Raw genomic sequence first — 18,698 nt, 5'->3', positions numbered from 1 at the left:
TATTTGGTGTACGTTGCCGCTTCTGCTAACGTGAAGCCGCAACGTACTCATAACAAACACTAAATAAAAAACGAGGCCACTATGAAATTGCGTTACTCCCTGCTTAGTACGGCATTGTTTAGCATGCTGTCTTTGCCATTGTATGCTGTACAAGGTTATTACCGCTCGCCCGTGTTGCAACAAGACCAACTGGTCTTTACTGCTGAAGGCGACTTATGGCAAGCCAGCATCAATAGCAGCAATGCCCGCCGGCTAACCAGCCATATGGCTGAAGAAACCCAAGCATTGATATCGCCTGATGGCACACAGCTGGCATTTGTAGCGGATTACGATGGTGCCAGCGAAATTTATTTGATGCCGCTGTCCGGAGGCGTCGCAAAACGCATTAGCTATGAAAATAGCAGGGTGCGGATCCAGCAATGGTTAACGGATGGCCGTATTTTATATGCTACTGACAGTGCGGCAGGGCCGGCTAATTATTGGCTGCTAAAGACGGTAGATCCACAAACCTTAGTGGCCGATACACTGCCACTTGCCGATGCGGCAAGCGGTTCTATTGATGAGCAGGGTGGTCAGGTGTTTTTTGGCCGCTTTGGCATTCAACTTACCGGTGACAACACCAAAGTGTATCGTGGTGGTGCTATGGGTGAGTTGTGGCAATGGGCACTGGGAAGCAAGAACGAAGCTGTCCGATTGGCTGCAGATCACAATGGTAATATCAGCCAGCCAGTATTTTATCAAGGTCGGGTTTACTTTGTCAGTGACGCCGATGGTAATAGCAATATATGGTCTGTGGCTGGCAATGGTGACGATATAACCCAGCATAGCTTTCACAAAGACTGGCGTATTGGCCGCATAAGTGTGTCAAACGGTCAGGTGTTATACCAATTAGGCGCTGATTTGCAGCTGCTGCAACTCGATAACGGCCAAAGTCGTAGTTTGCCACTACAGATCCAATCTGACTTAGTACAGCAGCGAGAGCGTATTATCGCTAAGCCATTACAGTATTTTAATTCAGCGCATTATCATACTCAGCATGACGACAGTGACAAAGTTGTGGTAACAGCGCGCAGCCAACTTGCGGTGGTGCAGCCAGGTCAGCAACGTTTGGTTCAAATAAGTACGCCGGCTGGTAGCCGTTCTCGCGAAGCCGTGTTGTCTAAAGATGGCAACTGGGTATACGCCATCAATGACCACAGCGGTGAGAATGAAATTTGGCGTTTTGCCGCTGACGGCTCAGACAATGCAAAGCAATTAACCTCAGATGGCCGTGTTTGGCGCTGGCAGCTAAAGTTATCACCTGATGGCGAGCAATTGGCACATGATGATAAAAATGGCGATCTGTGGCTGTTAAACCTGGCAACCGGCCGCAACACCAAGGTCTACCAAGGTGGTATTGGACTGTCTGGTTATGATGATATTAATTGGTCCGCTGACAGCAAATTGTTGTCATTTACCTTGAATCCGGCAGATCAAGGCCGGTCACAAGTCGTGCTTTATAGCGTGCTAGAGCAGCAAAGTGCAGTGATCACTTCGGAAAAGTATGATGCTTTTTCTCCGGCATTTAGCGTTGATGGCCTTTGGTTGTATTTTATTTCAAACCGCCAGCTTATCGCCACTCCAGGTCATCCGTGGGGCGATCGTAACCTAGGACCAATGTTTGACAAACGTAGTCAAGTGTTTGCTGTTAGTTTGAAGCAGCAAGCGTGCTTTGCGTTTCAACCAGCACAGGAAGTTGTTAGCTGCGATGATGCTCAGGCTAAAACAAGCCTGACAGCGAAAAAGGCTAGCCGGGTTGATTGGAATGGCATAAGCAGCCGACTGTGGCAGGTGCCGGTTGCAGCCGGCAATTATCAGCAGTTGGCGCTGAATGACAAGCGACTGTATGTGTTGGACCGCGACGCCAGCGTTGGTGCTAAGCCGGTACTTAAGCAAATTGAGTTTAGCCAGACGGAGGCAAAAGCTGAGGTGTTTGCCAGTGACGTCAGTGATTATCAGTTGGCGGTTAACGGCAAAAAGCTGTTTATGCGTAAACATAGCGGCCAGGGTGCCGGTGACATGTATGTCGTAGAAGCAGCAGCTAAAGTGACGTCAGAGTTGAATAAAGCAAAACTGAATGTCGCCAGTTGGCAGTTAAGTATTGATCCGGTAGAGGAATGGCAACAAATGTTTGCCGATGGTTGGCGCATGCATCGCGACTTTTTATTTGATAAAGGTATGCGGGGTCTGGATTGGAACGCCAGTAAAGCCAAATATCAACCGTTGTTGCAACGTGTAACCGATCGGCATGAGCTGGATGATATTTTCGCCCAAATGATGGGTGAGTTAAATGTACTGCACTCACAGGTGCGTGGCGGTGAGTATCGCGCTGATGATTCAACAGCGAAAGCGGCCAGCCTGGGCGCCGAACTTATACCCACCAAGGGTGGCTTGCTCATCAAACATATTTATCGTACTGATACCGAGTTACCGGCCCAAGCAGCACCGTTGGCCAAGCCAGGTGTTGCGGCTAAAGCCGGGGACATTATTACTGCGGTGAATGGTCAGACGGTAACGACGCTAGCATCCCTAACCAATTTGCTGCGCAATCAAGCGGGTAAGCCGGTCTTGCTGAATTTAACGCGTGACAAACTGCAGTGGCAAACTATGGTAGAACCCGTTAGCAGCGGCTATGACAGCTTATTGCGCTATCAGGATTGGGTGTCTGGCAACCAGCAAAAGGTAGTGCTGGCTAGTGATAACCAGTTTGGTTATTTGCATCTGTATGCCATGGGCCCAAATGACATTGCTAACTTTGCCCGCGAATTTTATGCCCATTATGATAAACCCGGATTAATTATTGACGTGCGGCGTAATCGCGGCGGTAATATCGATAGCTGGATAATTGAAAAGCTGCTGCGTCGTGCTTGGGCGTTTTGGCAGCCTACTCAGGGCGCTGCTTATACCAATATGCAGCAAGCATTCCGCGGACATTTAGTGGTGTTAACCGATCAGCTAACCTATTCTGACGGCGAAACCTTTGCCGCTGGTATAAAGGCACAGCACCTTGGCCCACTTATCGGGAAACGTACGGCCGGCGCCGGCGTTTGGTTGTCTGGCCGCAACCGCCTGGCAGATAATGGTATGGCCAGAGTTGCCGAAACGGCGCAGTTTGCATTGGACGGTCGCTGGATTATTGAAGGCTACGGCGTAACACCTGATATAGCGGTAGATAACCTGCCGTATGCACATTTCAACGGTACTGATAGTCAACTAGAGCGTGCTATTGGTTATTTACAACAACAGTTGCAAAATCAGCCGGTGTCGCCACTTAAAGCTCAGCCTTTAACCACGCCGATCGGCGCGGATATCCTGCCATAATGCTGAAAATAGCTGCTTAGCACGCACTGCCCGGCGATGTCGCCGGGCTTTTTCATGCTAACTTTTTCTATTCAATGCTTTGCTTTTGGCAGCAGGCCAGCTATGTTGTGTAAAACAACAGAGCAGGAACTCACCTATGCCAATATCACCGTTACTTAATGCTGAAATCCGCGTGTTAACCCTGTTTAATCTCGATAGCGCTATGGAGGGGATTAAAGTACACAAATCAGCTGACGAAAATACGCTGCAAGCGATTAAGCGCCTACATGAAAAAGGCTTGGTTACACAAGATGATGGGGGCTATCTAACGGATCTAGGCATTCATTGTGCCGAACATTTGCAAACTGCACTACGTATTCTTAATGGCACGTCGCAAATCTCTTAATTCAGTATGCTGGCGCTGCAGCACGTTTTTTAGCTGCTGTAGCGCTACATTATTGTTTTGATACACGGCTTGTTCATACAGAGTAATTACTTGGTTTAGCCATTCATAATGCGCCGGATGAGTTTTCGCAACATGGCGTAAATAACTCGATATTGGTTGCGCAGACGGTTTGTTGGACAACACGTCGGCTAATTGTTTATACAACAGCTGGCTGGCTAAATGGTCATGGCTGGGTTTGCGGGAGCGGACAGTAAATATTACCCCGCCTAACAGGCCAACTATCAGCAACAGGAGTAGGACATAACCGATTGTCGGTAAGTGTTGCTTTATGTTTCGCCATAATTCTTGCTGGCTAGTGTCATTAAAGCCCAGCACCCAAACCGACCAGTAATAGTCTAAATGCATCAGTTGCAGTCTCAATGTCTGCAGCATTTCAAGTTGACGCCAGCCGGCATATAGTAGCGCGCGTTCGTCATCTGGCAATATACTGTCCAGGTTATTGAGGATCCGCTCTGGTGCCACAGCTGCCGTAGGGTCAAAATGTTGCCAAACGCCATTATCCAGATACTCGACCCAGGCATGCGCTTCACGCTGACGAACCGCCAAATAACCTTGCTGAGGGTGCCACACGCCGCCTTGATAGCCACCAACGACTCGTGCTGGAATACCAGCGTAGCGCAAGATTAAGGCGCTAGCCGAAGCATAATGGCTACAAAAGCCGGTACGGCTGTCAAATAGAAAACCATCGACACTGTTGGCGCCCAATCGCGGTGGGGTAAGACTATAGAAAAACGGCTGTTGGCTAAAATGCTCGGCTAATGCTTGTACCAATGCCGCTGGTTGTGGGTATTGTTGTTTTAGTGAATGAGCAAATTGCTCGGTTGCCGGATTACCTGGCGCCAAGCGCAAGTTCATCAGTTGTTCTTGTTCAGATAGCCGGGCTATGGGATCCAGTACACTGCTAACCTGATAACTTAGACGCTGGCTAACAGGCTTTAGGCTGCTTAGCATGCCGCTAGCGGCGATAAACACATTTTGACTACTGCCAACCGGCGTTGCCAAAGCAAACAAACCACTTTGCTGGCTAGCTTCGGCAATAATACGATAACGCTGCACGGCAGAATTATTGTTGTTAATACGGCTACTATACCTGTTGCGGCTGGCATCTTTTCGCCAGCTATTTACCTGCCAACTTCGGCCATCGAAATCTTCATATAAGCGAGCCCGCCAATACAATAGCTGCCGCGCCGGCAGGCCGGTATCAAATTCAACTCTAAATGCCAGGCTGTCATCCTGTACCAGCTTTTCAATACTACCGGGGTCGAGGTTGTCACTCAGACCGGTGCTGGCAACATTGGTGTTGGGAATTTGCCAAAAAGGTGGAAGGCGTGGAAATAACAAAAACATCGCCAGCCACAGTGGCAGAATTATTAACATCGCCCGGCTAAGCTGTACACCGTTTAACCTGGCTGAAGCTGGCGAAAATAGGCGGAAATGGCTATAAAGGTTAGCCAGTACTACCAATAAAATAAATACAGCAACAACCATATCCTGGTGTAGGATAAAGCAGCTAGCCAGCAGAAAATAATGCACCCAAACCAGTTGGCGGGCTTCATATAAATGCTGCAGTGCTAACAATCGTGCCGTTGCCGCAAGCAGCAATATTTGCAACATAAAATGTAATACACCGGCTTGTTTTAACTGCAGAAAAAAACCTACGGCGATAATGCCAGCAACTATATTGACCAGTAGCAAGCTAACAGGCCGCTTTGCCTGCAGCACGCTGAATAACCGGTACAATATCAACAGTAAAAAAATAGCGCTGACCCAGCCAGCGAAGGCTTGTTGCAGTAACACTAATAATGCAAACTGAATACCAGACCAGATTAGCAATAACCGTTTCTGCCCTAACATAATGCAAGCTCCTGCAGGCAGCGCTGTAAATGCAGTGGGCCTTGTGCTTGCGGTACCGTTAGCGCTGGCAACTTTAAGCCATAACGGCTGCCACTTTGCTCCAGCTTAAGCAATTGCAGACAAGCGCGGCGCAGGGCATGTTCTAACGCTTCGCCGGATAACGCTGGTACAACGACCCAATCTGGCTCAGAATACATACTGTTTTGCTGTTGCCTCACCACCGGATTGGTCGGATCGCGGGCTAATCTCTTCCAAATCAGATGACGCACGCTTTCGCCACTGCGGTACGCTGCTAGGTTATCACCGCTTTCGTTTTTGGCCGGTTCTGATTTGTCTTCTGTGGCGTGCTGCAGTGCAGCACTATCACCATCTGCAGCAGGATACACCCAAAAATGTTGTTGTAGTGCAACATAACTCCAAGCCCGCCACAGACCTAGCGGATACTGGCTGCTAACTCTGATCCTGGGTAATACATATCGGCCTCGCTTGGAAACATTTAAACTTAGCGTAACCGCCGCGGGCAACTCAGCAAGCAAGACTTCCTCACGTTGAGGCAGCAGGTTTAGCTGCAACATATAGTGCGGTTTGTCCGAGTTTAGGCTAATAGCAGGCTGAACTTTGCCACCAGCAAAACTTTCGGCTGCAGTAGGGCAATGTAGTGTTAAACCGCTTAAATTTTGATAACTGAGCACTATGCTAAGCAAAAATAGGCTCAGCAGCAGATAACTGAGTAATAAAATCAAGTTGTTTTGATAGTTTGTTCCCAGCAGATATAACAGGCAGATTAAAAATAAAAACCACCAACCGTAGCGTGTTGGTAAAATAAAAATCAGTTTTTGCACCAGCGTAACGTGCGCTGCTGCTGGTTGGCGCTTTTGTAAGTAGCGCTCAATAAACCGCCAGTAATAACGATAAAGTCGCTGTTTAATTGTTAGATCCGGCATGGTGTCTGTTGCAGCAATAATTGGCTTAAACGACTTTCTTGTGCCGCCGAAGCGGGGTCTAGCCGATGCTCGGCTACGTACGGAAAAACCTGTTGTACATCTTCGGCACTAACGAAATCACGTTGATTTATGAGTGCGAACGCTTTGGCGGCTCGTAATATGGCTTTAGAGGCGCGGGGCGACAATGGCAACATATCACTGCGGTGTCTGCTGGCATGTACCAACGATAATAGATAATCGAGCAGGTGATCTGATGCCGTTACTTCAGGCACTTGCGCTTGCAGGGTTTTTAATTGCTCGGCGCTTAGTTGTTCAGTCAGTAGTTCTAATCGGGAAGTACTGCTGTCGCGCTGGAGCAATAAGTGCTCGGCTTGTTTGTCGGGGAAGCCAAGTGACAAGCGGAACATAAAGCGGTCCAGTTGTGACTCTGGTAACGCCGAGGTGCCTGCATGAAACAGCGGGTTTTGTGTGGCAATAACAAAAAAAGGTTTGGGCAGAGCGCGTGTTTCACCGTCAATAGAGACTTGCTTTTCTTCCATCGCTTCAAGCAGCGCGCTTTGTGTTTTTGGGCTGGCACGATTAATCTCGTCGGCCAGCAGTACCTGGCTGAATACCGGCCCTGGTTGAAAATGAAATTGTTGTGACCGGGTATCGTAAATGTTCATGCCGACCAAATCACCTGGTAGCAAATCGCTGGTAAATTGCACCCGACGATAACTTAAACCCAAACTATTGGCCAAAGCATGGGCTAGGGTAGTTTTGCCCATTCCGGGTAAGTCTTCCAGCAGCAGGTGCCCTTCAGCCAGTAAACAACATAATGCCAGTCGCACCTGGCTACTTTTACCCAAGATCACCTGATTCAGGTTTTGTTCAACAAGATGTAGCTGTGTTAACACCCTAACTCCTTAGCGCTATTGATTACTTATAGCTGTTCTAATAGTACCTGCGAACGATATAACTTCAACCATAAAAAAAGCGGCCGAAGCCGCTTTTCTGAAGGCACTACAGGTGTACGTTAAAAATTAACCAATAGATCGGCAGAGCAGCTATCAGTGCCTGCCAGGCAAATTTTATAGCTAACTGTAGCAGCTTGTGAATTAAACCGATCGCGATAACGGCCATTGGCATCGGTTGACGTTACCAATTGGTTGTCGCGGTAAATGTCTACAGTATCAGCGGTGCCGGTCCAGCGCAGGTCTACAATAGTTGAGCCTGTACGCGTGCGTACTGAGCGGTGCAGTGTTAACGCAAGATCATTATCAGAAGCCGTAACGCTGACAGCTTGCACCAGGGTGTCAGTAAGCCCGGTACTGTCTGTAACCATTAAACTTACCTGATACGTACCCGCCGCGGTATAACTGTGCTGCGGTGCAGCTGCAGAAGAGGTATTTCCGTCACCGAACTGCCAGCTCCAGATGCTGATATCGTCATCGGGATCAGTAGATAAATCGGTAAAGTTGACATTAAGTCCGCTGCTAACATAGCTAAAATCTGCTGTAGGAGCAATAGGCCCTGGTGGTGTGCCATCGTCAGACAGAGCGGTCAGTGTTAGCTGCCAGCTGTTCAACGCGCCAGTATCAATGCCTGCGTTGTCAGATACCAGTAGTGTCCAATCGCCTTGCATACTCTCACCATTATAGCTGCTTACTTGCCAGCTTTGCACCAAATCGTCTGCGCTGCCGCCGGTACGATTATGTAACGTGTGCTCAGTTCCGGTAGGAGAGCGCAGCATTACCAGTAAATCACCTTGCCAGGTATGAGTAATATCAACGCCGACATTAACACCAAACACGGCGCCTGCCTGTGGCACATTTATCACACTGCTAATACCCGCTGCATCGTTATCTGGAATAGCAATAACAGTGTCATTACTGTAAGGATAGTCTTGCAGACCTTGTGGTAATACATTCAGGCTGGCATTAACGGATTTAACCAATTCACCTGTTGCTGAGTCAGTACCTGTCACAGTGAACTGATAACTACCCCAAGCTGTTTCAGTTGTGGTGGTAACATCGAGTGTCAAGCTTTGACCTGGCTGGGCAGTTGATGCCGACAAACTTACGCCATTAAGTTCTGGCGCTACATCCAGGCTAAGTGCGACTTCACCCATCCAATCAGCGATATTACCGATGTCGAGGGTATACTGCGTACTCTCACCAGCAGTAATTTGTTGGCTACGTGGCGACAGTGTAAGTTTGAAGGACGGCGTTGGATCCGCCTCCAGCATGGCGTTGGCCAAATTTATGCGTTTTCCTGACACCGTTTTGCCATCCAGTGCCGGCAAGCTATCGCCTGAGTTCATCAGAATGGCTTTCATTTCGGCGGCGCTAAGATCTGGGTTTACAGACCATAGTAAGGCCGCAGCGCCTGCGACGTGTGGAGATGCCATTGATGTGCCAGAGTAAGATGCATAGCTGGCGCCGGGCACCGTGGATAAAATATCTGAGCCTGGCGCCGCCAAATCAACAGACGTCGCGCCGTAGTTAGAAAAACCAGACATGTTATCGTTTCTGTCAGTTGAGGCTACTGAGACAATCACATCCAAATCATAAGCTGCTGGATACATAGGTGCTGAATCAGCGTTACCACCATCATTGCCAGACGCGGCGATAAACAGGATACCAGCGTCACCACCAGACTGGATCGCGGCACGTAATGTTTCAGAAAAACCGCCGCCACCCCAGGAGTTGTTCGTCGCTTTTATGTCAACGCCATGATTGACTTTAAGATCGGTAAAGTAGTTGATACATTCAATAGCGCCAGCAGTACTGCCACCACTGGGCCCTAAAAACTGACAAGGTAACAGTGTTACATTCCAGTTAACACCGGCTACACCAACACCGTTATTGCCTGATGCGCCGATAGTTCCAGCAACGTGTGTTCCGTGACTATCGCTGTCCATCGGATCCAGTTCTGCATTTAATGCGGAATAGCCGTAAGTGCTACCTGGCAGGTTACCAGGATTGACCCAGCGGTTATCAATCAGATCAGGGTGATTGTAATCCATGCCAGTATCAATAATACCAATGATAACGTCATGGCTACCGGTAGAAATATCCCAGGCATCCGTGGCTTTAATATCCGCACCTGCGGTGCCGCCGCTTTGCCCGGTATTCAATAACCCCCACAATTCACCGAAGCTTGAGTCGTTTGGCACTGCCAGAGCCCGCAGCGGAAAATCAGGTTCGGCAACCTCAATTGCAGGGTGTGATGCCAGCTTCTTAATCAACGCATCTCGGCTGGTGTTTTTTGGTGTTGTTACTTTAATGATGCGGCCATCTGCGACATAGCGCATTTTGACATCACGGCCCTGCGCGTCGAGCTGTCGCAAGCTGGCACCGTGCTGTTTTATCGCTGCTTCACGCTGCTGTTTTGACACGCCGGGTTTAAACATTACCAGCACATCATTATTGCTGACTGTTGTAACGTTTTGTGCAGCTGCGCCGCCTGTAAGCAATGCCGCAGCAACTGCTATTGTAAGTATTTTTTTCTTGCTCATAACCACCCCAGATTAATTAATTTTATAAATTTCATGCTTTTTAGCACTAATTATGAATAGCATGAATATTAACAAATAATAAACAAACAAGTAAAAATAGCCCTAAAGTACTAACCTGGTAGGCCGATTAAATGTGAATGAAAATGGTTATGTTGCTGATATATAACTATATTAAAAATTAACCTATGTAATAATAAAATGTAAAATTAGTTATTTACTCCTATTGCGCCTTTTTTCGGGTGCTTTAGCCTAGATTTCGTTATACCGACTTAAGGTGGCTGTTGTGCAAGTTGTATATAAATCCGTTGTATCACTGTGCTTGTTGTTAACGCATTGTCAGACGCAAGCCGAGTTATCTGTTCAATTGAGTTCAATGCTGGAACGACAAGCATTAGCTAGTGTGGCAACTATTGCTCAGTATGGTGAGCTGAATACTGCTCTCGTGTCGCAATCTGGTGATGCGCACTTCGCTGTCTTGCTGCAACAAGGTGTATTGAACCAACTATTATTGCGACAAGAGGGCTCAGGGCATCAAGCTCACCTGAAACAATCAGGTGGTCACAACAGCGCGTTTATTTTACAGCGTGGGGACACCAACTTTATTCAAGTTGAGCAGTGGGGCAGTCGGCACTTAACGGTTGAGCAGACCGGAGCCGGTGAAGCGATATCTATAGTGCAGTACTAAAACATCCGGCGATGTTTTGTCGCCTGGAAATAAAAAAATCAGGGAGCAATATATGAAAGTTACTATTTCACGCAAACATCTATTGGGGTTGGCCGTTGCATTGGTCATGTCTGCGCCAGCTGCAGCGCAGAGTAATGAAGTTGTTATTAGTCAAACATCCATTGCAGCAGCTGAAGGTAATCTGGCTGAAGTGACGCAAAGTGGTGAGATTAGTGTTGTAGCGATTGAGCAAAATGGTGCAGCGAATACGTCATCTGCTATGCAGAATGGTGTTTGGCTGGAAGCCTACCAATTAGTTGACGGCAGTAGCAACCAAATAAGGACAGAGCAGTTAAATGATTGGCATATTGCATTTATTGATGTTTCCGGTGAGGCCAACACAGTAACAGCGGTTCAAGATGGTTTTTATAATCAGGCTGAGACAATTGTTGCCGGCAACAACAATGACGTAGCCAGTGTGCAAATGGGGGATGTTAACGAAGTTTTTGTTAACTTTAGCGGCCAGTTGAATCAGACGGACATTAATCAACAAGGCTCGGCAAACTGGGCTAATGCTGGTTTTAGTGGCGATGAAAATAGCTTACTCAGCATTCAAACCGGTGATAATAATGAAGCGGGTATGTTTAATTTGTCAGGTAGTCGCAATACCTTTGAATCTGAACAAATGGGTAATGCCAACGTGGCGGGGATTGTTGGCCTCACCGGAGACAACAATAGCACTTTTGTGCAACAAAGCGGCGATAGTAACGTTTTTATCGCTTATGACGTAAGTGGAAATGACAACCTGATTGACGTAAATCAGGATGGCAATGCTAACCAATTTTTACTGGATCCGTTGGCCGGAGAGCAAAATTTGGTGCTTATTGATCAGCGTGGCGATGGCAATTTAGTAGACGCGCCACTGGGCTTGACCGGTAATGATAATCAGGTAGATATCTGGCAGGATGGTAATGTAAATATGGCCACGTTTACTACTGAAGGTGATGGTCACAATGTAGAGATCCGCCAAAGCGGTGATGGTAACAGCACTGATATGGCATTAATTGGTAACGCCAATGCGGTCACTGTATATAGTCGTGGTAACGATAATGTCGCCGGTGTTGCACTGTCTGGCGCCGCTAATATTGCTAATGTTCAGCAATTTGGCGACAGCAATAATGCCATTATTGATATTATCGGTGATAACAATGATCTGTTTGTCGATCAATCTGGCAATGAAAACCAGTTACTGCTCACCAGTGAGCAACAGGTCTCAGCGAATGCAATTGCAGTTGAACAAAACGGTGATATTAACCTTGTTGATATGTTAGTCGCCGGGAACAATAACAGCCTTGATATTCTTCAGTCCGGCAACGGTAACTGGGTGGCTGGTGACAATGGCTATTTTGCATTAGGCGGTGACAGTGGATTGGTGTCGATTACTCAGCTGGGCAACGATAACCTTGTACTAGGTGGACAAACTGGTCAGGGTAATTTGATGTCAGTGACTCAGACCGGAGATTTTAACACAGCCGTAGTAGTACAGAATTAGTATTACAGAACTCATAGCACAGAACTAATAGCACAGAACTAAGTATTGGCCCCGGGATTTCTGACCGGGGCATTTTTCTGTTAGAGCTAACCAATGAAATTGATATGCATATTATTGTTGTTGCCGCTGCTTTACATTCCGACCTACGCGAATGATATCGAACTTGATGGCCTGGTACTTGACCGTACTATTTCCCGATTTGGGAAGGACTTCCTGTATCACTACGCCGGTTATTGGCGTGACATGCCAGCAACGGAAGGTGTTACGGTTGTCATCTTTGAACAGGTTTATCCGCAGGCAGGCACTTATTTGTGGGTTGAAATGAATCAAACAAAAATATATCAGACTCACTTTGGCCGCCGGTATAACGATGTGAAACATATGGCAGAGCAAGCAATATTACTGAGTATTAATGAACTGGCTAATATTCAAACCGCCAAGATATTGGGCGATCACCAACCTAAGATGTAGAAGGATGTTTATGAAGTGGATGAGTATGGCATTATTGCTGCTGAGCTTGCCTTGCAGTGCCACTGAACTGGTGTATGAACCGGTAAACCCCAGCTTCGGCGGCAATGCACTAAATGGTAATTTCTTACTGCAAAAAGCCCAAAGCCAAAATGCTTTTTCTGCAGAGCGAACTGAGGCTTCTTTTGTCGATAAATTCCGTGATGCGCTAGAACGCAACATAATTAATTCATTAACGCGGCGCATTGCCGATGGCGAATTGGTTGAAGGTGTATACAACACCGGCGAATTCATGATTGAGGTTATTACAGACACCGACGGCAGTGTGATTGTCAATATTACTAATTTGGAAACCGGTGAAGTTACTCTTATCACTATTCCCGCGATAGGAGGCTAAATGAGAGTTGTTTTTTTTGCGTTGATAACCTTACTTCAGGGATGTTCGTTGCTGTCAAAACCTGATCTTAATATAACGCCCGCCAGTATTAATCAAACCAGCACGCTAATGCATACCATGCAACAGACCAGTAAGCCAAAAGTGGCCATACCGGTATCGGTGTATATTTTTCGTGATCAAACTGGGCAGTACAAGCCGCAAGGTAATGTGTCGAGTTTCTCTACCGCTGTAACACAAGGCGCAACCTCAATGTTGACGCAAATATTGCTGGAATCGGGTTGGTTTGCCCCGTTAGAGCGTGAGGGATTACAAAACCTGCTTACCGAACGTAAAATTTATGCCTCTGCCAAGCAGGCAACAGAATTACCACCATTAAAGGACGCACGTTTATTGTTCGAAGGTGGCATTATCAGTTATGAAACCAACCTTACCACCGGTGGGCTGGGCGCTGAATATTTTGGTGTAGGAGCCTCTGAGTTATACCGTGAAGATCAGGTGACTATTTATTTGCGTGCGGTTGATGTTCACACCGGCCAGGTATTGTTGTCGGTATCGAGCAATAAAAAGGTGTTTTCGCAAGAATTACGTGCTGGTCTGTTTCGTTATGTGTCGCTAAACCGGTTGGCTGAAGCTGAAGCCGGGTATTCAACTAATGAGCCGGTGCAATATTGTGTTAAACAAGCTATAGAAACTGCCGTTGTTGAATTAATAAAACAAGGGCAGCAACGTGGCTTCTGGCGCGCTGAAGCTCAGGAAAATCTGAGCGACGCGGGGTGATCCGTGCGCCCAGGTTGCTGTAACCAGCGCAACAATTCCACGCGGTTACGGGCCTGGGTTTTACGAAAAATAGCCGACATGTGGGCTTTAACAGTATGTGCACTGATATTGAGATTGTCGGCGATTTCTTTATTTCGCGCACCTTCAGCGACCAACTGGATAATTTTTTTCTCCTGTCTGGTCAGCAAGTTGTTGTCTAAAATTTTGCCAGGTTCAGCTAGCGTATGCAGCCTTTCCCGCAGCAGCTCATCTAACAAGGTTGACATAACAGGTCTGGCATAATAGAGCTGGCCATCCATCATGGTTCTTAACGCAGTTAACACCCGGTCAAGTTGCTCATCGCGGTATATTACGCCTCTGACACCTTTGAGCAGTGCCTGCGTCGGGTTGAGCAAACTGCGTTCAGCCTGGAAAAAAAACAGTGGAGCCTTTTGCAATATGTTCTGCAACTCAGTTGAAATACCTTTTTTGTTTAAATCATTATTTTGGTAAGGACAGGCTAACAAGGTGCCGGCCTTAATTACGCTAGTTTGTTGAAACTGTAACCGGCTTTGTTGCTGCACATTAATGCCAACAGACTCGGCTAATATTGCAATATTGTGCATATTGTCTTGTTCTGTCAGCACGATAAGTTTGACAAACTTATCCATTTACTTCTCTCCGAAAAATGCTCAAGTTCCATGTCGGCAAAAACGTATACTGAACCTACGGTTAACATATTGCAACAATTAACCTTTAATTGCTGCTGTGGTAGCATAAGCATCATTAAAATTAAGGATGATCTGCGATGGCAAAGAAAATTCTGTTCGTGTGTCTGGGGAATATCTGCCGGTCTCCCACAGCGCACGCGGTGATGAGGCATAAGGCTCAAGCACTGAACATTGACATAGAAATAGAGTCGGCCGGCACGAGTGCATCGCACCGCGGTGAAAAGCCTGATCCGCGCAGTGTGCGTGAAGGTAATGCTGTAGGGTATCGCTTCGAAGGTATTACGTCGCGGCCGGTTAAAGACGGCGATTTTGACTACTATGATGTAATTTTAGCCATGGACAATGCTAACTTACTCGAACTGCAGCGCCGCTGCCCTAAGCAGTTGCAGCATAAACTACAACTTTTTATGCAATACAACCCGCGCTATCCAGCATTGCAAGAGGTGCCTGATCCATACTACGGTGGTGGCAAAGGTTTCACGCTGGTACTTAACCTGATAGAGCAGGGGTGTGACGGTTTACTTGCTGAACTTAGCCAGTCCAAGTTGCAGGTTTAACTACTCAAAGCAGTGTGTTCGGGTACTAAGACCGAAAAAGTCATAAATTATGCCAAAGTCAGCATTGAATTTACGTCCAGAAGTCTATAACTTGCTGGGCAGGTTATTAAGCATAGGAAAATCATCGTGACCACCTGGACGCCTCAAAGCTGGCGCAACCTACCGATCCAACAGCAACCAAGCTATAAAGATCGTGATTTACTCAATCGTGTTGAACAGCAGTTACATAAATATCCACCTCTGGTTTTTGCTCAGGAAACACGCGATCTGTTTAGTCAGCTCGGCCAGGTTGCTCAGGGACAGGGATTTTTGCTGCAAGGCGGCGACTGCGCAGAAAGCTTTAACGATTTCAATGCACCGAAAATTCGAGATACTTTCAAGGTCTTACTGCAGATGGCTGTGGTATTAACCTTTGCCGGTGGTTTGCCGGTAGTAAAAGTCGCTCGCATGGCTGGCCAGTATGCTAAGCCGCGCTCCAGCGATTTCGAAACCATCGACGGCGTGTCATTGCCCAGTTATCGCGGTGATATCGTTAACAGTTTTGAGTTTACTGATACGGCCAGACAGCCTGATCCTAATCGGCTGACTACCGCCTATCACCACTCTGCTGCAACATTAAACTTGTTACGTGCCTTTGCCCAAGGTGGTTTAGCTGACTTGCATCAGGTAAGTAAGTGGAACATGGGTTTTGTAGAGTCTAACCCGCTAAAGGATCGCTATCAGGATGTGGCTCAGCGTATTCAGGAAGCATTACGCTTTATGGAGACTTGCGGTATAACAGGACAAAACTCGCCATCAATTCGCGAAACTCAGCTGTATACCTCACATGAAGCGCTACTGTTAAATTATGAAGAAGCGTTAACCCGCCGTGATTCACTCACTGGTGATTGGTATGACTGTTCAGCGCATATGGTGTGGATAGGCGAGCGCACGCGGCAGTTAGATCACGCTCATATCGAGTTTTTCCGTGGCATCCATAACCCGGTTGGGGTGAAAATTGGCCCGGGCATGCAACCTGACGATCTGATTAAACTGATTGATGCGTTAAACCCGAACAATATTCCCGGTCGTTTAACATTAATCACCCGTATGGGCGCCGACAAACTGGCTGACAAGTTACCGGCATTAGTTCGGCGCGTGCAGCAAGAGGGCCGCAGCGTAGTGTGGAGCTCAGATCCGATGCATGGCAATACAGTAAAAGCCAGCAACAACTATAAAACCCGTGATTTTGAAGCCATATTGCGTGAGATCCGTAATTTCTTTGCCGTACACAAGGCTGAGGGCAGCCATGCCGGGGGTATTCACCTGGAAATGACCGGTGAGCACGTGACGGAATGCACCGGTGGCGCTTATGGCTTAAGTGAGCATGACTTAGGTAAACGTTACTTCACCCAATGCGATCCACGTTTAAATGCTGACCAGGTACTGGAATTAGCTTTCCTGATTGCCGATACTCTACGCACAGCGCGTAAATAATCACGCGCTCACAGGAGCGTAAGTGTTATCAGAACAGGCTCAAGACGCTGGCCAGCTTTCTACGGCTGGTCAGCGTTATTGTATCGGCATAGTGGGGGCAGGAAGCATCGGTTGCTATTTAGGTGCCCACTTATGTCAGGACAATGCACTCGATGTGAAATTTTTCGGTCGTGAAACTATGGCATTGGAACTGGCTGCCCATGGCTTAAGTGTCACTTCGTTTGATCACCACAGTTATTTTGCCCAGCCGGTTGCCTTTTACAGCTCGCTTAACAGTTTAATTGAGTGCGATGTGGTGTTGCTTACGGTAAAAGCTACCGCACTGGTGCCGATGCTGAGCCAACTAAAACGCTTTTTACGCCCCGATGTGCCGGTGGTTGCAATGCAAAATGGTATTGGTATCGGCGAGATGTTAAATCAGGATTTAGCCAATCCGGTAGTGCGTGCCATAGTACCCTTTAATGTGGTAAAAAGCAGCGCTGGCCAATTCCATCGTGCTAGTGCTGGCGCCATTGTCTGGCAGCAAAACAGCTACGGAGTAGTAAATTATATTATTCAGACGCTGCAACAGTTAAAACTGCCGGTACAGTTATGCGCCAACATAACTGCAGCAGAATACGGTAAATTATTGTTAAATTTAAATAATGCTTTAAATGCCATTAGCGGTTTACCGCTATTGCAACAATTACTTGACCGAAAATGGCGTTTGCTACTGGCTGCAGCTATGCAGGAGTGGTTATCTATTTGTCGCAACGCTGGCGTTAAGCCACTAGCTTACACGGCACTTCCCAATGTGTTGTTACCCTGGTTTTTACGCTTACCTACCGCGGTGTTTCGCCACGTTGCCGGAAAAATGCTGACTATAGATGCGCACGCCCGCTCATCAATGTCTGATGATATTCGCAGCCATAAGCGTACTGAAATTATGTTTTTAAACGGTGCAGTGGTGCGCATGGCACAACTTCAGCAAATAGCGGCACCGGTAAACAGTGTGTTGGTTGAGCAAATAAAACGGCTGGAAAGCGGCGAAGCTGCACTGCCAATTGACGAACTGCTACATCAGGCCGGCCTTAAAGCTTAATACTTATGCCGTTTCAGTCCGGTTTTGGCAATGATTTTTGCTGAGATCTCTTCAATAGATAAATGTGTCGAGTTTAAATACGGGATTTGCTCGTGCAAATACAAATTCTCTACCTCTGCCAGCTCAAGCTGACACTGGCGCAGTGAGGCATAACGACTGTTGGCCCGGCGCTGCTCGCGAATTTGGCTTAACCGCTCTGGTGTAATGGTTAAGCCAAATAGCTTGGCTTTATTGCGTTTTAGCATCTCTGGCAGGCGCAGCTGTTCCATGTCTTCTTCAACAAAAGGGTAATTTGCCGCCTTAATACCGTATTGCAGGGCTAAATACAGGCTGGTGGGGGTTTTACCCGAGCGGCTAACACCCACCAGGATAATATCAGCCTGATCAAAGTTTTTTAGGTTAGAGCCATCGTCATTAGCCAGCGCATAGTTGACGGCATCGATACGAAAATCATAGGTTTTTTCGTGAATACTGTGAGTACGGTGGGTTTTAGGTACCGGCGCCACGCCAAGCTCGCGCTGTATGGGTTCAACAAAGGTATTGAGAAAATCGTAGCAGATGCCATTGCTGCTGTTAATTATTTGCCGCAGCGCATCGTCTACAAAGGTTTGGAAGATCAGCGGCCGCTGTCCCGTTGTTTTATAACGATCGTTAATTCGCTGCTTTACTTGTTCGGCCATATCACTGGTTTCAACAAATGGAATGGTAACGTGTTCAAATTGTGCAGGAAAAAGTGTAAGTAAGGCATGACCAAACACTTCTGCCGTGATGGCGGTACCGTCTGATATATAAAAGGCTGTTCGCACAGATGCTCCATTTGTAGTTATAAAATTACATTGAAAATTAGGGTTTTAATTCATTCCGGCGCCGGTGTAAAATCATCCCGCCTTGTAATGCTTGCTGTAAGCTTACAC

The 18,698-nt window shown here is 47.2% G+C and carries 16 protein-coding genes; 10 read left to right on the top strand and 6 right to left on the bottom strand.

All coding sequences use genetic code 11. From position 1 onward, the window contains the following. Positions 1-81: 81 nt before the first annotated feature. Both I4W93_RS05335 and I4W93_RS05330 read left to right on the top strand, forming a co-directional pair. On the top strand, positions 82-3,360 hold the full coding sequence (locus I4W93_RS05335) for a S41 family peptidase (RefSeq protein WP_205310425.1): 3,279 nt from the start codon (positions 82-84) through the stop codon (positions 3,358-3,360). Positions 3,361-3,496: 136 nt separating this feature from the next. Then, positions 3,497-3,745, top strand: coding sequence for a TIGR02647 family protein (locus I4W93_RS05330; protein WP_205310426.1), 249 nt, complete (start codon positions 3,497-3,499; stop codon positions 3,743-3,745). On the opposite strand, the gene I4W93_RS05325 is transcribed toward I4W93_RS05330, so the two are convergent. The 4 genes from I4W93_RS05325 to I4W93_RS05310 form a co-directional block, all read right to left on the bottom strand. Next, entirely contained in the window at positions 3,710-5,659 is a 1,950-nt protein-coding gene (locus I4W93_RS05325) for a transglutaminase TgpA family protein (RefSeq protein WP_205310427.1), read from the bottom strand. The genes I4W93_RS05330 and I4W93_RS05325 overlap by 36 nt on opposite strands. Further along, the gene (locus I4W93_RS05320) at positions 5,653-6,603 is read right to left on the bottom strand and encodes a DUF58 domain-containing protein (protein ID WP_205310428.1); all 951 of its coding nucleotides are present in this window, start codon (positions 6,601-6,603) and stop codon (positions 5,653-5,655) included. The genes I4W93_RS05325 and I4W93_RS05320 overlap by 7 nt, the downstream gene beginning before the upstream one ends. Next, entirely contained in the window at positions 6,591-7,499 is a 909-nt protein-coding gene (locus I4W93_RS20495; protein ID WP_205310429.1) for an AAA family ATPase, read from the bottom strand. The genes I4W93_RS05320 and I4W93_RS20495 overlap by 13 nt, the downstream gene beginning before the upstream one ends. A gap of 119 nt (positions 7,500-7,618) precedes the next feature. Further along, positions 7,619-10,102, bottom strand: a complete 2,484-nt coding sequence (locus tag I4W93_RS05310; protein WP_205310430.1) for a S8 family serine peptidase — start codon at positions 10,100-10,102, stop codon at positions 7,619-7,621. A 283-nt stretch (positions 10,103-10,385) separates the two neighbouring features. On the opposite strand from I4W93_RS05310, the gene I4W93_RS05305 reads away from it, so the two are divergent. From I4W93_RS05305 to I4W93_RS05285, 5 genes are all read left to right on the top strand, one after another. After that, positions 10,386-10,787, top strand: coding sequence for a curlin subunit CsgB (locus I4W93_RS05305; protein ID WP_224673276.1), 402 nt, complete (start codon positions 10,386-10,388; stop codon positions 10,785-10,787). 52 nt (positions 10,788-10,839) lie between these two features. After that, positions 10,840-12,318: a hypothetical protein gene (locus I4W93_RS05300; RefSeq protein WP_205310432.1), complete on the top strand. Its 1,479-nt coding sequence runs from the start codon at positions 10,840-10,842 to the stop codon at positions 12,316-12,318. Between the two features lie 93 nt (positions 12,319-12,411). Continuing rightward, on the top strand, positions 12,412-12,789 hold the full coding sequence (locus tag I4W93_RS05295; protein ID WP_205310433.1) for a curli production assembly/transport protein CsgE: 378 nt from the start codon (positions 12,412-12,414) through the stop codon (positions 12,787-12,789). A gap of 10 nt (positions 12,790-12,799) precedes the next feature. Beyond that, positions 12,800-13,183, top strand: a complete 384-nt coding sequence (locus I4W93_RS05290; protein ID WP_205310434.1) for a curli assembly protein CsgF — start codon at positions 12,800-12,802, stop codon at positions 13,181-13,183. Beyond that, complete coding sequence (locus I4W93_RS05285) at positions 13,184-13,960, top strand: CsgG/HfaB family protein (protein ID WP_205310435.1); 777 nt, start codon at positions 13,184-13,186, stop codon at positions 13,958-13,960. It begins immediately after the preceding gene. Here the strand turns inward: I4W93_RS05285 and I4W93_RS05280 are convergent. Further along, a complete protein-coding gene (locus tag I4W93_RS05280) occupies positions 13,933-14,610 on the bottom strand; it encodes a helix-turn-helix transcriptional regulator (RefSeq protein ID WP_205310436.1) in 678 nt (225 codons plus the stop codon). The two genes, I4W93_RS05285 and I4W93_RS05280, sit on opposite strands and share 28 nt — an antisense overlap. A 137-nt stretch (positions 14,611-14,747) precedes the next feature. Between I4W93_RS05280 and I4W93_RS05275 the strand changes: the two genes are divergently transcribed. From I4W93_RS05275 to I4W93_RS05265, 3 genes are all read left to right on the top strand, one after another. Further along, positions 14,748-15,227, top strand: a complete 480-nt coding sequence (locus I4W93_RS05275) for a low molecular weight protein-tyrosine-phosphatase (protein WP_205310437.1) — start codon at positions 14,748-14,750, stop codon at positions 15,225-15,227. 126 nt (positions 15,228-15,353) lie between these two features. Continuing rightward, complete coding sequence (locus I4W93_RS05270) at positions 15,354-16,703, top strand: class II 3-deoxy-7-phosphoheptulonate synthase (RefSeq protein WP_224673275.1); 1,350 nt, start codon at positions 15,354-15,356, stop codon at positions 16,701-16,703. A 22-nt stretch (positions 16,704-16,725) separates the two neighbouring features. Continuing rightward, positions 16,726-17,784 carry a 2-dehydropantoate 2-reductase gene (locus I4W93_RS05265; protein ID WP_205310438.1) on the top strand — a complete coding sequence of 353 codons (1,059 nt, stop codon included), beginning with the start codon at positions 16,726-16,728 and terminating at the stop codon, positions 17,782-17,784. Here I4W93_RS05265 and ppsR read toward each other — a convergent pair. Beyond that, a complete protein-coding gene (ppsR, locus tag I4W93_RS05260; RefSeq protein WP_205310439.1) occupies positions 17,781-18,590 on the bottom strand; it encodes a posphoenolpyruvate synthetase regulatory kinase/phosphorylase PpsR in 810 nt (269 codons plus the stop codon). The genes I4W93_RS05265 and ppsR overlap by 4 nt on opposite strands. Positions 18,591-18,698: the final 108 nt, after the last annotated feature.

Origin of the sequence: Rheinheimera maricola, assembly GCF_016918075.2 — a bacterium.
GTDB lineage: Bacteria > Pseudomonadota > Gammaproteobacteria > Enterobacterales > Alteromonadaceae > Alishewanella > Alishewanella maricola_A.
Note: the sequence above shows the minus strand (reverse complement) of the source record. Positions and strands in the feature narration are given on the sequence as shown.